The sequence below is a fragment of the Microbacterium sp. NPDC055665 genome (genome assembly GCF_053618035.1).
On record NZ_JBSHGY010000004.1, the window covers coordinates 159269 to 173784 of the forward strand.

A 14516-nucleotide genomic window follows, 5' to 3' on the forward strand; every position below is an offset into this window, starting at 1 on the left:
TTCGGCGGACCGCGGCACTCATCGGCGCACGGCCCTCATCCGCTGCTGGCGAAGCGCCGCCAGTCGCATCTCGGCGTCGACGTCGGGCGCCGCCCACGGCACCACCTCGATGCCCGTATGGCGCAGCTCGGTCAGGATGTCGGTCCGTTCCGCGAGGACTGTGCGCAACGCGATGCGCTGCTCCCGCCTGAGCCGCGACTCGTCCGGCGTCGGAAGCACGTCCACCGCGACGACCGCGTGGCCTGCAGAGCGCCATCGCGTGGCCAGCTGAGCGGCCACCCCGTCGAAGAAGGTCGAGAGCACGAACACGATGGACCCCGAGGGGACGACGGGCGAACGGCGATATGCCGAGCCGTCGGTACTCGGCCCGGTCGCGGCGATGACATCGCGCAGCCGGGCGAGGTGTCGTGCTCCTCCCCCGGAAGGAATGCTCCGGCCCCCGCTCGACAGCGCGTGGTAGGCGACCCTGTCCCCCTCACCGAGGGCCGAGGCGGCGATCGACAGCGCCGCTTCGCGGGCGAGATCCAACGAGGTCGCACCGGACCGGTCGGGGTCGTCGGCACCCCAGCCCGCCACGACCGAGCCGAGATCCTCTGCGGTGTCGATGGCGATGACGACCGACGAGTCGCTCAGAGTGTTGTTGCGGCGCACGAGGAGCTCACCGGGCCGCCGGGCGGCCCGGGCGGTGGCACGCCAGTCGACGCGGCGCAGTTCGTCGCCAGGCGCGAACGGATGGATGTCGCGGAAGTCGCCGCCCTGTCCCGGGCGCGCCCCCTCGTGTGCGCCGTGAAGACCTGAGAGCCGCGGTGCGACCGGCAACCGACCGAGACGACGAACCCGGGGCGGCGTCTTCCACCGGATCCCCACGCGCGGAGCCTCATCGGTGATCCATGCGCCGTCCTGCGCCACGCACCGAGCGGTCATGCTCAGCAGGTCCAGCGGACCAGAGTGCTGCAGGCGCGTCCTCGCGGTGAGCACCGAGGGACCCGCCACGACGTCGGCGAGTCGCTGCGGTCCACTGTCCTGTTCGACCGCGAGCTGTACCCAGTCAGCGTCGACCTGGACCTCGACCTCGGCGCGAGCCTCCGATCGCTCCCCGTCCTCACCGCGCTGCGCACGCACTTCCACCCGCAGCTCGGCCGTGGCGGGCCGGCGTATCAGCATCCACGCCGTCGTCAGCGCGAGTGGAAGTCCGATGCCGACCACATCCGGCCGCGAGAACGCGAGACCGACGGCGACGAGCAGCGCGGCTCCGGCCAGGCCGATCGCGACGACGGGTGTCCGCCGCCACGGGAGCGTCGCGTGCTCGGTGACGCGGATCGGATCGGTCATCGCACCGCGGAGACTGTCGGCGGCACCGAGGTCTTGGCGACGACCGACGCGACCACCGAACGGGGATCCACGCCCTGTGCCCAGGCCTGCGGAGTGAGAGTCAGGCGATGCGCCAGCACGGGCTCCGCGATGCGTTTGATGTCGTCCGGTCGCACATACGCCCGCCCCTCCAGCGCCGCGAGAGCGCGTCCGAGCAGCACCAGCGACTGCGAACCGCGGGGAGAGGCGCCGACCGACACATTCGTCGCCTCGCGCGTGCCGCGGACCAGCTCGACGCAGTAGCCGGCGACGTCCTCGTCGACGTGGATCCGCTCCACCGCTCGTTGGATCGCCAGCAGGCCTTCGGCATCGACGACAGGCTCGACGGATACGTCCGGCGACTGCCGTCGCACGCGGTCCAGGATGATGCGGGTTTCGTCGGCACCCGCGGGGTAGCCGATCGAGAGCCGCACCATGAAGCGGTCGAGCTGAGCCTCGGGAAGCGCGTAGGTTCCCTCGTACTCGATCGGATTCGACGTGGCGATGACGTGGAACGGCCGGGGCAGCGGGAATCTGTTCCCCTCGACGGTGACCTGATGCTCGGCCATCGCCTCGAGCATCGCCGACTGCGTCTTGGGGGTGGTGCGGTTGATCTCGTCCGCCAGCAGCAGCCCGGTGAAGATGGGCCCGGGGCGGAACTGGAACTCGCCCGTCGCCGGAGCATAGACGTACGACCCGGTGACATCTCCGGGAAGCATGTCCGGCGTGCACTGCAATCGGCGGAAGTCCAGGCCCAGCGCGGAGGCCAGGCTCCGTGCGGCGAGTGTCTTGCCGAGCCCCGGGACATCTTCGAACAGCACGTGGCCTCCGGCGAAGATCGCGGCCAGGGCGATCGTCAGGGGCTCGTCCATTCCGACGACGGCGGTGCCGACGCTCTCCCGCACGCGGCGGCCGAGAGCGGCGATCCGTGTGATCTCATCCGTGTTCATCGGTTCTCCTCTGTTCCGGCCTCACGGCGGTCTTCGGCTCTGTGTTCGCGGCGGAGTCGTCCGCGATGCGCTCGACCGCATCGAGGACCTGTTCGAGATCGGCGGCGTGAACCTCGCGCTTGTGCAGCGCGTCACGCACGCCCCGCCCGAGAAGCGCGTCGATCATCGCGTAGTGGGAGGGATCGTCGAGGTCGAGACCCCGGAGCGCCAGTCGGCGCCGCAGCACGTTCTGCACTCGACGAACGACCACATGCCCGGCGAGGCCCGTGCGCGAGTTGATCGACCAGGCGAGACGCGACACCTCGGAGCCGCGCTCGGCGCGTCGTCGTCGCTCCGGAGGCCAGCCGGAACCCTCGTCGAAGAAGACCTGGCGACCGACGAGCGCGATCGTCAGCACGAGCAGCAGCCAGGAGACGGCGAACATCACCGGCGCGCCGAGCACGACGAGCAGCACGAGGACCACGCCCGCGACCACTGCCCCGCCCCCGACGAGGATGAGCCGCCCCGTCATCGCCACCCTGCCTGGATGCCGCGCAGACAGGACGCTGCCGTGGCACGGTCGTGTTCGCCCGCGACGAGACCGCCGAAACGGACCCGCTCATACAGTCCGAGCAGCATGATGACGTCGGCGGAGATGCCCTCTCGCCTTCCGATGATCCGGACGGTGAACTCGGACGGCGTCTCGTTGGGCGCGCGACCGGCACCGGCATCAGCCGCCGATTCTTCCAGGCCGACCCAGGCCGCGACGATGCTGTCTCCCGGTTCCGGGTCGAGGTCGATCACCCGCAGCGCTTGATCGATCCCTCGTCGGATGGTCGCCGTGTCGGGCTCGGCCTCCACCTCGGTGGCGCCCATGGCCGATGCGTCGATATCGGCGCCCTCGCGCTGTGCGAACGGTCGATCCCGCCAGAGACCGCGCAGGTGGCGGATCAGGATCCTCGCGCCGAAGAACAGCAGCGTCAGGACCGCGATCGCGACGAGGGTCGCCATGATCGCGCCGATGACGTCACGCAGCGGAGAATCCTCGGGCTCCTGCGTGGGCACGGGCGGCGTCGCAACGGGTGCGGGTTCGCTGGTCACCCCGTCCACCGGCTCCGCCTCGCTGCCCGGCAGCGGGCGGAACTGCGGAAGGCCCTGTTGCGCAGCGATGAACATCAGGACGACGAAGAGACCCGCGACCGTCACCAGAGGCAGTAGAACCCGGGCCACGCGAGAGTCGCCGACGCGCCGGTCCCCGGAAACCGGGGCTTCGTGGCGCGACATGACTCCACCATAGGACGCAGATCCCGGGGAGTCGTTCCCTGGCGCGCTCAGCGGCCGGGATCTTCGGGCTCAGCCGAGGTCCGGGCGCCGCCCGGCGAACGGACCGAGGCCGTCGCGGAGCGCAGCGATCTCGTCGATGCCCATGCCGACCGCCGCCATGACCTGATGGGGAACGTCGACGGCACGCTCGCGCAGTGCCGCGCCTGCCGCTGTCAGCGTGATCTCCAGTCGCCGCTCGTCCTCACTGCTCCGCTGCCGGGCGACGAGTCCTTCTGCTTCGAGCCGCTTCACCAGGGGCGACGCGGTCGCAGGTTCCATGGCGAGATCCAGGGCGAGATCGTTCAGCGTCCGCGGCGCCTTCTCCCACAGTGCGAGCATCACGAGGTACTGCGGGTGCGTGAGGCCCAGGGGCTCGAGGATGGGGCGGTAGAGGGCGACGACGTTTCGTGCCGCGGTCACCAGGGCGAAGCACAGCTGGTTCTCCAGCTTGAGCAGGTCGTCTGTAGCCGTCACACGGAAAACTATACATCTGCACTAATCGTTAGTACACTAAGCAACATGGCACAGGACCCCGACCGCCCGCCCCTTCGCACCCGCATCCGCGAGGCCGGTGGCCTCTACTCCTGGGTGAACACGAACCTCATCCGGTTCGCCGGCCCCGCCTCCGTCGGCCCGTACGAGAAGACTCCTCCGCCGAGCCCGGCAGAGCGCGCCGAACGCGCGTGTCCGCTGTGCGGTGCTCCGATGACCCAGCACGAGATCGACCGATCGGGACCGAAGCCTCTGATGCACTGCCCCTAGGCCAGTCTGAGCCGAGAGCGCCGGGCGTCGAACCGGCGGCCACCCGCGCGACGCCCCGCGGCCCCGCCTACGCGTGCCCCGCGCGTTCCATCGCCCGGAGCTCCTTCTTCAAGTCCTGCACCTCGTCGCGCAGACGTCCGGCCAGCTCGAACTTGAGCTCCGCCGCCGCCGCGAGCATCTGGTCGGACAGATCCTGGATCGTTGCTTCGAGTTGCTGCGCGCCCTCGGCCGCGATGCCGGTGCGGCGCAGGTTGGGCGTCGGGGACTTGCCCTTCCCCGACGCGCGGCCGCGCCCCGACATCATCTCCGCCGTGTCTGCACCTTCGCGGGCGAGCACCTCGGTGATGTCGGCGATGCGCTTGCGGAGAGGCTGCGGGTCGATGCCGTGCTCCTTGTTGTACGCGACCTGCTTCTCGCGACGACGGTCCGTCTCCTCGATCGCCTTCGCCATCGAGTCCGTCATCTTGTCGGCGTACATGTGCACCTCGCCCGAGACGTTTCGAGCGGCACGACCGATGGTCTGGATGAGCGACGTCCCCGATCGCAGGAAGCCCTCTTTGTCGGCGTCCAGGATCGCCACAAGGGAGACCTCGGGAAGATCGAGGCCTTCACGCAGCAGGTTGATGCCGACCAGCACGTCGTACACGCCGGCACGCAGCTCGCTGAGGAGTTCGACACGACGGAGCGTGTCGACGTCGGAATGCAGGTACCGCACTCGCACGCCGTGCTCGCCGAGGAAGTCGGTCAGCTCCTCTGCCATCTTCTTCGTGAGGGTCGTGACGAGAACGCGCTCGTCACGCTCGACGCGCACGCGGATCTCCTCGAGCAGGTCGTCGATCTGACCCTTCGACGGTTTGACCACGATGTGCGGGTCGACGAGGCCGGTCGGGCGGATGATCTGCTCGACGATTCCGTCGGCGATGCCCATCTCGTACTTACCGGGCGTGGCCGACAGGTAGACGGTCTGCCCGATCCTGTTCTTGAACTCGTCCCATCGGAGCGGACGGTTGTCCATCGCGCTCGGAAGCCGGAAGCCGTGGTCGACGAGGGTGCGCTTGCGGGATGCGTCTCCCTCGTACATCGCACCGATCTGCGGCACCGTGACGTGCGACTCGTCGATCACCAGGAGGAAGTCGTCGGGGAAGAAGTCGAGGAGCGTGTGCGGCGGCTCCCCCGGCATGCGCCCGTCCATGTGACGCGAGTAGTTCTCGATTCCCGAGCAGAAGCCCAGCTGCTGCAGCATCTCGAGGTCGAAGGTGGTGCGCATGCGCAGACGCTGCGCCTCGAGGAGCTTGCCCTGCCGCTCGAACTCGGCCAGACGCTCCTCCAGCTCGTGCTCGATCGTGCCGATGGATCGCTGGATCACGTCGGTGCCGGCCACGTAGTGGGACGCCGGGAAGATGGGGACGGCGTCGAGCTTCTCGATGACCTCGCCCGTGAGCGGGTGGAGTGAGTAGAGGGCCTCGATCTCGTCGCCGAACAGCTCGATGCGGATGGCGTGCTCTTCGTAGACGGGGATGATCTCGATCGTGTCGCCGCGCACCCGGAAGTTGCCGCGCGAGAAGTCGACGTCGTTGCGGTTGTACTGCATCGCGATGAACTGGCGGATCAGCGCGTCGCGGTCGTACCGCTCGCCCACCTGCAGAGCCACCATGGCGCGCAGGTACTCTTCGGGGGCACCGAGTCCGTAGATGCACGACACCGTAGAGACCACGATCACGTCGCGACGACTGAGCAGCGAGTTGGTCGTCGAATGCCGCAGCCGCTCGACCTCGGAGTTGATCGACGAGTCCTTCTCGATGAAGGTGTCGGTCTGCGGGACGTAGGCCTCGGGCTGGTAGTAGTCGTAATACGAGACGAAGTACTCGACGGCGTTGTTCGGCATGAGCTCGCGGAACTCGTTGGCCAGTTGGGCTGCGAGCGTCTTGTTGTGCGCCAGCACGAGGGTCGGCCGCTGTACCTGTTCGACGAGCCAGGCCGTCGTCGCCGACTTACCGGTACCCGTCGCGCCGAGCAGCACGACGTCGGTCTCGCCCGCGTTGATGCGCGCCGCCAGGTCGGCGATCGCCTGCGGCTGGTCGCCGGCAGGCTCGTACTCGCTGATGACCTCGAAGGGGCGGACACTGCGCGTGGGTTGCATACCTCCAGCGTATGCCGCCCCTCCGACATCGAGGCCGTCAGGCGACGATGGTGGCCGTCTTCGCCGACGGCTCCGACGACCAGGTGGTCGTGCCGCCACCCAAGAGTCCCATCGTGGCCGTCGAGGTGAGCGTCCCGGCGGCGGAGCCGATCACGTTGAACGTCAGCGAATCGCCGAAGCTCGCCGGCGTCTTCGTGAAGGTGAACGTCCGTGCGGAGGAACCGCCCGCAGGGACCGGAGTCCATGACCCGACGGACGGACCGGAGTCGAGCGTCACGGGTGAGCTGAACTCGACGACGACCACGAGCGACGCGCCGGCCGGAGGATTCACCCAGTCGGGCTGGGACCGATAGCTGATCTGCGTGCTGAAGGTCGCCCTGAGCTCGCCGGCCGCCGGCACGAGCGACGTGTAGCCGCCCTGGGCTTCGGCGTCCCAGTAGTAGTTCGCCAGATAGTTGCTGGTGTTGCTCCCGCTCGCTGCCGCCAGCGGTAATGCCACCGCTGCGGCGATGACCGGCACCGACCAGGCTGCGCCCGCCACGAGGGTCCGACGCGAGATTCCGCGGTTGTCGTGAGTCACTTCTCCACTCCCCAGAGCGCGCGGAAAAGCTATCCCCCAGCAGACCATCCCCTGGTGCGTCCCCACGCCCACAACCAGAATACCAGCGACGCCCGGCCCCCTGAGCGGGAAGCCGGCCACCGCTCCACCCGCATCGCGAAGCGCGCCCGGAGACGGTCAGCCGCGCCGGATCCGCTCCCAGAGCGCGTCGACCTGCTCGTGCGTGTGCGCCAGGGTGCCTGCCGTGTCGATCACGACGTCCGCGATGGCGAGTCGCGTCTCGTCGGAGACCTGCGCATCGATCCGCTCCCGCGCAGCTTGCTCTTCCATGCCGCGCAGCTCGATCAGTCGTCGGAGCCGTTCCGACGCGGGAGCGTGCGCGACGACGACCAGGTCCCACGGATCATCGACCCGCGCCTCGACGAGCAGGGGGACGTCGTACACGACCACGGCATCCTCATCCGCCGCGAACGCCGCGTCGAATCCGCGCTGCGACTCCTCTCGCACGGCCGGGTGCACGATCGCGTTCAACTGCCGGAGGAGTTCGGGGGCTCCGAAGACCTTCGCGCCCAGGGCCGCTCGATCGAGCGCCCCCTCACCGTCGATCACCGACGCCCCGAACGTCTCCGCTATCCGCTCCAGCACCGGCGAGCCCGGTGCCTGCACGTCGCGGACGATCTGATCGGCGTCGACGATCACCGCTCCGTGCTCCGCCAGTCGCCGGGCGATGGTCGATTTCCCCGACGCGATGCCGCCGGTGAGCGCGATGAGTGGCATCTCGCCAGTCTATGTTTCGATGCGGCCAGCGGTCAGCGGGCGAGCAGCTGGCGCCGCGAACTGATCACGCCGGTGTCGAACCCCGCGAGGTGCAGACCGCCGTGGAACCGCGCGTGCTCGATCTTGATGCAGCGATCCATCACGACCGACAGTCCGGCCGCCTCGGCGATCGCCGCCGCCTCCTCGTTCCACGAGCCCAGCTGCAGCCACAGTGTCTGCGCGCCCGCGTCGATCGCCTCCTGCGCGACGCCGGGCAGGTCGTCGTGCCGGCGGAACACGTCCACGATGTCGGGGACCACAGGGAGGTCGCTCAGCGACGCATAGACCGGTTGCCCGAGGATCTCGGTCTCGCGCGGGTTGACGAGGTAGACGTCGTACGACGTGCTGGAAAGCAGATAGGTCGCCACGAAGTACGACGCCCGTGCCGGATTGTTCGACGCTCCCACGATCGCGATCGACGTGGCCTTCCGGAGCAGCCCGAAGCGCTCCTGCTGGCTCGGCCCCGCCCAGTTCCGCTCGGGGTGAGCCGCGGGCACGCCAGGCAGTGCGCACGCGACGGCATCCGCCACCGCCGGAACGGCGCAGGAATCCGCGGAGGTCGTCTGCGTCTCGCTCATCGGTTCGCTCCCGTCGCTGTTGTGAGTGCCTGGTCGAGATCCCAGATGATGTCCTCGGCGTCTTCGAGACCCACCGAGATGCGGATCAGGTCCGGGCGCACACCGGCGGCGACGAGCTGCGCCTCGGTGAGTTGGCGGTGCGTCGTCGAGGCCGGGTGGATCACGAGCGTGCGCGCATCGCCGATGTTCGCGAGGTGCGAGGCGAGCTGCAGGTTCTCGATGAGCGCCTCCCCCGCGGCCCGACCGTCGTCCGCCGCGACGCCGAACGCGAAGACCGAGCCGGGGCCGAGCGGGAGGTACTTGGCCGCGCGCTCATGATGCGGATGCCCTTCGAGACCCGCCCACGTCACATAGGCGACCCGCGGGTCGGAGGCGAGCCAGTCGGCGACGATGCGCGCGTTCGCGAGGTGCGCGTCGATGCGCTGCGGCAACGTCTCTATCCCCTGGAGAAGGTTGAAGGCCGACTGCGGACTCAGGGCCGGACCGATGTCGCGCAGCTGCTCCGAGCGCAGCTTGGTGAGGAACCCGTACTCGCCGAAGTTGTCCCACCATTTGATGCCGCCGTAGGAGTCGACGGGTTCGGTCATCTGCGGGAACTTGCCGTTGCCCCAGTCGAACGTGCCCTTCTCGATGACGACGCCGCCGAGGGTCGTCCCGTGTCCGCCCAGGAACTTCGTCACGGAGTGGATCACGATGTCGGCACCGTGCTCGAGCGGCCGCGCCAGGTACGGCGTGGCGAGCGTCGCATCGACGACGAGGGGAACCCCGGCCTCGTGGGCGACGGCGGCCAGCCCCTCGATGTCGGCGATCTCCCCCGAAGGGTTGCCGATCATCTCGACGTAGACGACCTTGGTCTCCGGTCGGATGGCCGCCGCGTAGTCCGCCGGGTCGGTCGAGGCGACGAAGGTCGTCTCGACGCCGAAACGCCGCAGCGTCACATCAAGTTGCGTCACCGTCCCGCCGTAGAGCTGTGCCGCCGCGACGACGTGGTCACCCGCACCGACGAGAGCCGCGAACGTGATGAACTCCGCACTCATCCCCGAGGCGGTCGCAACAGCGCCGATGCCGCCTTCGAGCGAAGCCAGACGCTCCTCCAGCGCGGCGACCGTGGGGTTGCCGATCCGTGAATAGATGTTGCCGTACTTCTGCAGGGCGAACAGGTTGCCGGCATCCGCCGCGTCCTCGAACACGAACGATGTCGTCTGGTAGATCGGCACCGCCCGTGCACCGGTCGCCGCGTCGGGCGTGCCTCCGGCGTGCAGGGCTCTGGTGCGGAATCCGAAGCGGTGTTCTTCCGTCATGCTGTCCTCAGTTCGGCGGCGGTGAGCACGTCGGCGATGTCGGCGACGGCCCAGGGGTTCTGCAGCGACGTGGTGTCGCCGAGGGGCTCGGCGTCGCGGCCGGCTCTGCGATCCTGCTCGGCCTCCCACAACTGTGCCAGGAGTCTGCGCATGATCTTGCCCGAGCGGGTCTTCGGCAGATCGGGCACGATGACGATGTGCTTCGGCTTGGCGACGGGACCGATGGCCTGGGCGACCTGCGCGCGCAGGTCGGCGGGCGTGATCTCGGCTCGGCCGGACGGGGTCACGAAGGCGACGACGGCCTGTCCGGTGACCGGATCGGACACGCCGGCAGACCCCGCCTCCCCCACGGTGTCGTGTGCGACCAGCGCAGATTCGATCTCGATGGTGGAGAGTCGGTGTCCCGAGACGTTCACGACGTCGTCGAGTCGGCCGAGGATCCAGATGTACCCGTCGGCATCCCTGGTCGCTCCGTCGCCGGCCACGTAGAAGCCGCCGTGCGCACCCCGACCCGCGAACGTCGACCAGTAGGCGTCGCGATAGCGTGCGGGGTCACCCCAGACGGTCCTGGCCATTCCGGGCCAGGGTCTGCGCACAACGAGAGTCCCCGACCGGCCGGGCGCGACCTCGTCGCCCCGCTCGTCCACCACGGCCACATCGATACCGGGGAGCGGGACAGAGGCCGATCCGGGCTTGAGAGCGGTGACGCCCGGAAGCGGGGCGATCATCGCCGCGCCGGTCTCCGACTGCCACCAGGTGTCGATGACGGGCAGCTCGTCGCGGCCGAAGTTGCGCCGGAACCACACCCAGGCTTCGGGGTTGATCGCCTCGCCGACAGTGCCGAGCAGCCGCAGCGTGGAGAGGTCGTGTCCCGCGGGCAGGTCCGCCCCGAACCAGGTCATGAACGTGCGGATCAGCGTGGGCGCCGTGTAGTAGACGGTCACCCCGTAGCGTTCGATGATCTCGAGGTGGCGCTCCCGATGCGGGGCGTCGGGCGTGCCTTCGTAGATGACCTGCGTGAGCCCGTTCGAGAGCGGACCGTAGATCTCGTAGGTGTGCGCCGTGACCCACGCGAGGTCTGCGGTGCACCAGTGCACGTCGTCGGGCTTCGCGTCGAAGTGGGCCCAGTGCGCCCAGCTCGCCTGCGTCAGATACCCGCCGGACGTGTGCACCAGCCCCTTCGGCTTTCCGGTGGTGCCGGACGTGTAGATGATGAAGAGCGGATGCTCGGCGTCGAAGGACTCCGCCTCGTGCACGGGCGACGCCGTGTCGACGACGTCATGCCACCAGACGTCGCGACCGTCCGTCCACGGGACGTCCTGTCCGGTGCGGCGCAGCACGAGTACGTGCTCGAGGTCGGGGAGATCCGCCGCGGCCGCATCGGCCGTCGACTTCACCTCGGTGGCGGTTCCGCGGCGATACTGACCGTCGCTGGTGACGAGCAACTTCGCGCCGGTGTCGGCGAGACGGAACCGCACGGCCTCGGCGGAGAAGCCGCCGAACACGAGCGAGTGCACCGCGCCGACGCGCGCACAGGCGAGAGTGATCACGATCGTCTCGACCAGCACAGGGAGGTAGATGACGACGCGGTCGCCGGGACGGATGCCGAGGGCGACGAGCGCGTTGGCGGCCTGCGACACGCGGTGCTGCAGCTCGGCGTAGGTGACCGAGCGGCGGTCGCCCGGCTCACCCTCGAAGTGCAGCGCGACCTTGTCGCCGCGTCCGGCGAGCACATGGCGGTCCACGCAGTTGACGGCCACGTTGAGCCTGCCGCCGAGGAACCAGCGGGCGGCCGGAACGGCATCGCCGACCGGCGGATCCCACTCGTGGGCGGTGTGCCACGGCTCGGACCAGTCCAGTCGGCGCGCGGCCTCTTCCCAGAACGCGACGGGGTCGGCAGCGGCCCGCGCGTACGCCTCGGCGGTCACGTTCGCGTCCGTGAATCCGGCAGCCGGGTAGACGCGCGATTCCTGCAGTCGTGCCTCGGTCACGCTCACACCCACCGGCGCAGCAGGTACTTCTCGACCAGCACGAGGACCGCGTTGGTGAGCGTTCCCAGCACGGCGAGCAGCACGATGGAGAGCAGGATGCGGTCGACGCGGCCACTGCTCTGAGACTCGGTCAGCAGGAAGCCCAGTCCCATGGACGCCGCGATGAGCTCGGCCGCGACGAGGAACAGCCAGGCCTGTGCGAGCGCCAGCCGGAGTCCGGACACGACGGAGGGCACCACCGCCGGCAGCTGCACGATGCGGAACAGCGACCAGCCGCGCAGGCTGAACGACCTTCCTGCCTCGACGAGCTGCGGGTCCACATGCCGGAGCGCCGACGAGACCGTCGTGTAGACGGGGAAGAACGCGCCGATCGCGATCAGCGTGACCTTCGACTCCTCGCCGATCTGCATCCAGAGGATGAGGAGCGGCACCCAGGCGAGCGACGGCACTGCGCGCAACGCGGTGAGCGTCGGGCTGAGGAGCACATCCCCCAGGCGAGAGAGTCCGACGACGCCGGCGACCGCGAGCCCGATGACGGATCCGATCGCGAAGCCGAGCAGCACGCGCTGCACGGAGATCGCGATATGCGTCCAGAGCTGTCCGGTCTCGGCCAGCTCCACGCCCGCCTGGAACACCGACGCCGGTGTGGGCAGGCGGTACGGCGGCACCATCCCGCTGGTCGTCACGATCTGCCAGGCCACCAGGATGATCACGGGCAGCAGGAGCCCGGCGATGATCCGCACGCCCGGCCGGTCCCACGAGCGCCGAGCGCCGACATCGGGACGCCGGTAGCGGCCCTTCGCGAAGTCGAGCGCGTCCCGGGATTCCTCGGGAACGATCAGTCGGTCGGGAATCGTCACTCGCCGTCGACCGCCTTCTTCGCGAACGTGTCGTTCACGATCGACGACAGCGCCTTGTCGACGGAGTCCTTGCCGCCCTGCACGTCACCGGATTCGACGAGCACGGGTGCGATCTTCTCGAGCACCGCGATCTGGTCGTCACCGGGGATCCCGCTCACGTCGAGGTTCGAGCGCTCCTCGATCACGGTGGTGGCGACGCCGGCGTCGATGCCGGCGACCTCGGCGAGCAGCGCGGCGGTCTCCTCGGGGTTCTCGAGCGCCCACTCGCGGGCCTGCTCGTACGCGTCGACGACGGCCTGCGCCAGGTCGGGGTGGTTGGTGATGAAGTCCTCGGTCGCGTTCAGGAAGCCGTAGGTGTTGAAGTCGACGTTGCGGTAGATGAGCTGGTCGCCCGACTCCACCTCGGCCGCGGCCATGATGGGGTCGAGCCCCGACCATGCGTCCACCGAGCCACCGTCGAGCGCAGCCCGGCCGTCGGCGTGCTGCAGGTTCTGCACCTCCACGTCGGAGAGCGACAGGCCCCCCTCTTCCAGCGCCTGCAGCAGGAAGAAGTACGGGTCGGTGCCCTTGGTGGCTGCGATCGACGCGCCCTTGAGCTCCTCGACCGACGTGATGTCGCTGTCCGGGCCGACGACGATGGCTGCCCACTCGGGCTGCGAGAAGATGTCGATCACCTGGATCGGCGAGCCGTTCGCGCGGGCGAGCAGCGCTGCCGATCCTGCCGTCGAGCCGACGTCGACCGAGCCGGAGCGCAGCAGTTCGTTGGCCTTGTTCGAGCCGGCGGACTGCACCCACTCGACCTCGACGCCATCACCGAGGATCTCCTCGAGGATGCCCTGGTCCTTGATCACCAGGCTCAGCGGGTTGTAGGTGGCGAAGTCGATCGACAGGGTGTCGGATGACCAATCGGTCGTACCGGAGGTGGGCTTCGTGTCGGCCGCCCCGGCGTTCTCCCCCGCCACACAGCCTGTCGCGACGAGCATCATCGTCCCGGCGATCGCGATCGCGGGGATGATTCGGCGGGTGGTGATGCTCATCGGGACTCCTCGGTGATGCGGTGGTGGGTGTCGACGCCGAGGCCTTCGAGAAGGTCGGCGCGCAGGTCAGCGAGACCGCGATCTGCGCGGTCGCGGGGGCGGACGCCCGGCACGGAGATGGTGCGGGCGACGGACGGTTCGCCGTCGGTTCCCGTGTCATCCAGGGTCTGCAGGAGCAGCACGCGGTCGGCGAGGTAGAGCGCCTCTTCGACATCGTGGGTGACCAGCAGGATCGTGGTGGGCTCCGCAGAATGGATCTTCAGCAGCAGGTCGTGCATGCGCAGGCGCGTCAGCGCATCGAGCGCGCCGAACGGTTCGTCGAGCAGCAGCACGCCGGGGTTTCGCGCGAGAGCCCTGGCAAGGGAGGCGCGCTGGGCCATACCGCCGGAGACCTCGCGCGGGCGCTGGTCGGCCGCATGCTCGAGTCCCACGAGATGCAGCAGTTCGTGCACTCGCTCGCGGCCGACACGGCGGGCAGTGCCTCGCGGCAGCCCCAGCTCGACGTTCTGGGCGATGGTGCGCCATGGGAGCAGTCGCGGCTCCTGGAAGGCGATGGCTGTCCGCTCGTCCACGTCGGCGACGCCGATGTCGTCGAGGAGGATGCGTCCGCGCGTCGGAGCATCGAGTCCGCCGACGAGCCGGAGGAGGGTGGACTTCCCGCACCCGGAAGGGCCGACGACCGCGAGGATCTCCCCTGCGGCGATCTCGAGGTCGATGCCGCGGAGCACATCCCGACGCCCGCGCGGCAACGCGAAGGAACGCTCGATCCCGTCGAGTCGGACGGCCTGCGCTGTGCCTGCCGGCGACGAAGCGCCGGCGGTGCGCGACGCAGGCAGAAGAGCAGTCATATCCCCATGGTGGCGGGGCGGG

15 protein-coding genes are annotated in these 14516 nt (G+C 69.2%); 1 reads left to right on the forward strand and 14 read right to left on the reverse strand.

The window, feature by feature from the left end:
- Window positions 1-18: 18 nt before the first annotated feature.
- From ACWGO6_RS12435 to ACWGO6_RS12455, 5 genes are all read right to left on the reverse strand, one after another.
- Window positions 19-1332: a DUF58 domain-containing protein gene (locus tag ACWGO6_RS12435; protein WP_452326849.1), complete on the reverse strand. Its 1314-nt coding sequence runs from the start codon at window positions 1330-1332 to the stop codon at window positions 19-21.
- Window positions 1329-2300, reverse strand: coding sequence for an AAA family ATPase (locus ACWGO6_RS12440; RefSeq protein ID WP_136042138.1), 972 nt, complete (start codon window positions 2298-2300; stop codon window positions 1329-1331). Before ACWGO6_RS12440 ends, ACWGO6_RS12435 begins: the two co-directional genes overlap by 4 nt.
- Complete coding sequence (locus ACWGO6_RS12445) at window positions 2287-2811, reverse strand: hypothetical protein (protein WP_205820319.1); 525 nt, start codon at window positions 2809-2811, stop codon at window positions 2287-2289. The genes ACWGO6_RS12440 and ACWGO6_RS12445 overlap by 14 nt, the downstream gene beginning before the upstream one ends.
- Entirely contained in the window at window positions 2808-3563 is a 756-nt protein-coding gene (locus tag ACWGO6_RS12450) for a DUF4129 domain-containing protein (protein WP_136042139.1), read from the reverse strand. The genes ACWGO6_RS12445 and ACWGO6_RS12450 overlap by 4 nt, the downstream gene beginning before the upstream one ends.
- Window positions 3564-3632: 69 nt before the next feature.
- A complete protein-coding gene (locus tag ACWGO6_RS12455) occupies window positions 3633-4076 on the reverse strand; it encodes a MarR family winged helix-turn-helix transcriptional regulator (RefSeq protein ID WP_136042140.1) in 444 nt (147 codons plus the stop codon).
- Window positions 4077-4121: 45 nt separating this feature from the next.
- Between ACWGO6_RS12455 and ACWGO6_RS12460 the strand changes: the two genes are divergently transcribed.
- Window positions 4122-4364 (forward strand): hypothetical protein, encoded by a 243-nt coding sequence (locus tag ACWGO6_RS12460; RefSeq protein WP_136042141.1) that lies wholly within the window; start codon window positions 4122-4124, stop codon window positions 4362-4364.
- Between the two features lie 67 nt (window positions 4365-4431).
- Here the strand turns inward: ACWGO6_RS12460 and uvrB are convergent, their stop codons facing one another.
- From uvrB to ACWGO6_RS12505, 9 genes are all read right to left on the reverse strand, one after another.
- On the reverse strand, window positions 4432-6504 hold the full coding sequence (uvrB, locus tag ACWGO6_RS12465; protein WP_136042142.1) for an excinuclease ABC subunit UvrB: 2073 nt from the start codon (window positions 6502-6504) through the stop codon (window positions 4432-4434).
- Between the two features lie 37 nt (window positions 6505-6541).
- Window positions 6542-7084 carry a hypothetical protein gene (locus ACWGO6_RS12470; protein ID WP_452326850.1) on the reverse strand — a complete coding sequence of 181 codons (543 nt, stop codon included), beginning with the start codon at window positions 7082-7084 and terminating at the stop codon, window positions 6542-6544.
- A 156-nt stretch (window positions 7085-7240) separates the two neighbouring features.
- Window positions 7241-7840 carry a dephospho-CoA kinase gene (gene coaE / locus ACWGO6_RS12475; protein ID WP_452326851.1) on the reverse strand — a complete coding sequence of 200 codons (600 nt, stop codon included), beginning with the start codon at window positions 7838-7840 and terminating at the stop codon, window positions 7241-7243.
- A gap of 32 nt (window positions 7841-7872) precedes the next feature.
- Window positions 7873-8457: a CoA-binding protein gene (locus ACWGO6_RS12480; protein WP_452326852.1), complete on the reverse strand. Its 585-nt coding sequence runs from the start codon at window positions 8455-8457 to the stop codon at window positions 7873-7875.
- A complete protein-coding gene (locus ACWGO6_RS12485; RefSeq protein ID WP_136042145.1) occupies window positions 8454-9758 on the reverse strand; it encodes an O-acetylhomoserine aminocarboxypropyltransferase/cysteine synthase family protein in 1305 nt (434 codons plus the stop codon). Before ACWGO6_RS12485 ends, ACWGO6_RS12480 begins: the two co-directional genes overlap by 4 nt.
- Window positions 9755-11761 (reverse strand): acetate--CoA ligase, encoded by a 2007-nt coding sequence (gene acs / locus ACWGO6_RS12490; protein WP_452326853.1) that lies wholly within the window; start codon window positions 11759-11761, stop codon window positions 9755-9757. Before acs ends, ACWGO6_RS12485 begins: the two co-directional genes overlap by 4 nt.
- Entirely contained in the window at window positions 11752-12609 is an 858-nt protein-coding gene (locus ACWGO6_RS12495; RefSeq protein ID WP_240745084.1) for an ABC transporter permease, read from the reverse strand. The genes acs and ACWGO6_RS12495 overlap by 10 nt, the downstream gene beginning before the upstream one ends.
- Window positions 12606-13646 carry an aliphatic sulfonate ABC transporter substrate-binding protein gene (locus ACWGO6_RS12500; protein ID WP_452326854.1) on the reverse strand — a complete coding sequence of 347 codons (1041 nt, stop codon included), beginning with the start codon at window positions 13644-13646 and terminating at the stop codon, window positions 12606-12608. The genes ACWGO6_RS12495 and ACWGO6_RS12500 overlap by 4 nt, the downstream gene beginning before the upstream one ends.
- Window positions 13643-14494: an ABC transporter ATP-binding protein gene (locus tag ACWGO6_RS12505; protein ID WP_136042148.1), complete on the reverse strand. Its 852-nt coding sequence runs from the start codon at window positions 14492-14494 to the stop codon at window positions 13643-13645. Before ACWGO6_RS12505 ends, ACWGO6_RS12500 begins: the two co-directional genes overlap by 4 nt.
- Window positions 14495-14516: the final 22 nt, after the last annotated feature.

What these genes read in the sequence shown, in the direction of transcription:
- ACWGO6_RS12500 (WP_452326854.1), bottom strand. Translation starts at nt 13,646, where the DNA reads ATGAGCATCACCACCCGCCGAATCATCCCCGCGATCGCGATCGCCGGG.
- ACWGO6_RS12505 (WP_136042148.1), bottom strand. Translation starts at nt 14,494, where the DNA reads ATGACTGCTCTTCTGCCTGCGTCGCGCACCGCCGGCGCTTCGTCGCCG.
- ACWGO6_RS12435 (WP_452326849.1), bottom strand. Translation starts at nt 1,332, where the DNA reads ATGACCGATCCGATCCGCGTCACCGAGCACGCGACGCTCCCGTGGCGG.
- ACWGO6_RS12480 (WP_452326852.1), bottom strand. Translation starts at nt 8,457, where the DNA reads ATGAGCGAGACGCAGACGACCTCCGCGGATTCCTGCGCCGTTCCGGCG.
- ACWGO6_RS12450 (WP_136042139.1), bottom strand. Translation starts at nt 3,563, where the DNA reads ATGTCGCGCCACGAAGCCCCGGTTTCCGGGGACCGGCGCGTCGGCGAC.
- coaE (WP_452326851.1), bottom strand. Translation starts at nt 7,840, where the DNA reads ATGCCACTCATCGCGCTCACCGGCGGCATCGCGTCGGGGAAATCGACC.
- ACWGO6_RS12460 (WP_136042141.1), top strand. Translation starts at nt 4,122, where the DNA reads ATGGCACAGGACCCCGACCGCCCGCCCCTTCGCACCCGCATCCGCGAG.
- ACWGO6_RS12445 (WP_205820319.1), bottom strand. Translation starts at nt 2,811, where the DNA reads ATGACGGGGCGGCTCATCCTCGTCGGGGGCGGGGCAGTGGTCGCGGGC.
- uvrB (WP_136042142.1), bottom strand. Translation starts at nt 6,504, where the DNA reads ATGCAACCCACGCGCAGTGTCCGCCCCTTCGAGGTCATCAGCGAGTAC.
- ACWGO6_RS12485 (WP_136042145.1), bottom strand. Translation starts at nt 9,758, where the DNA reads ATGACGGAAGAACACCGCTTCGGATTCCGCACCAGAGCCCTGCACGCC.
- ACWGO6_RS12440 (WP_136042138.1), bottom strand. Translation starts at nt 2,300, where the DNA reads ATGAACACGGATGAGATCACACGGATCGCCGCTCTCGGCCGCCGCGTG.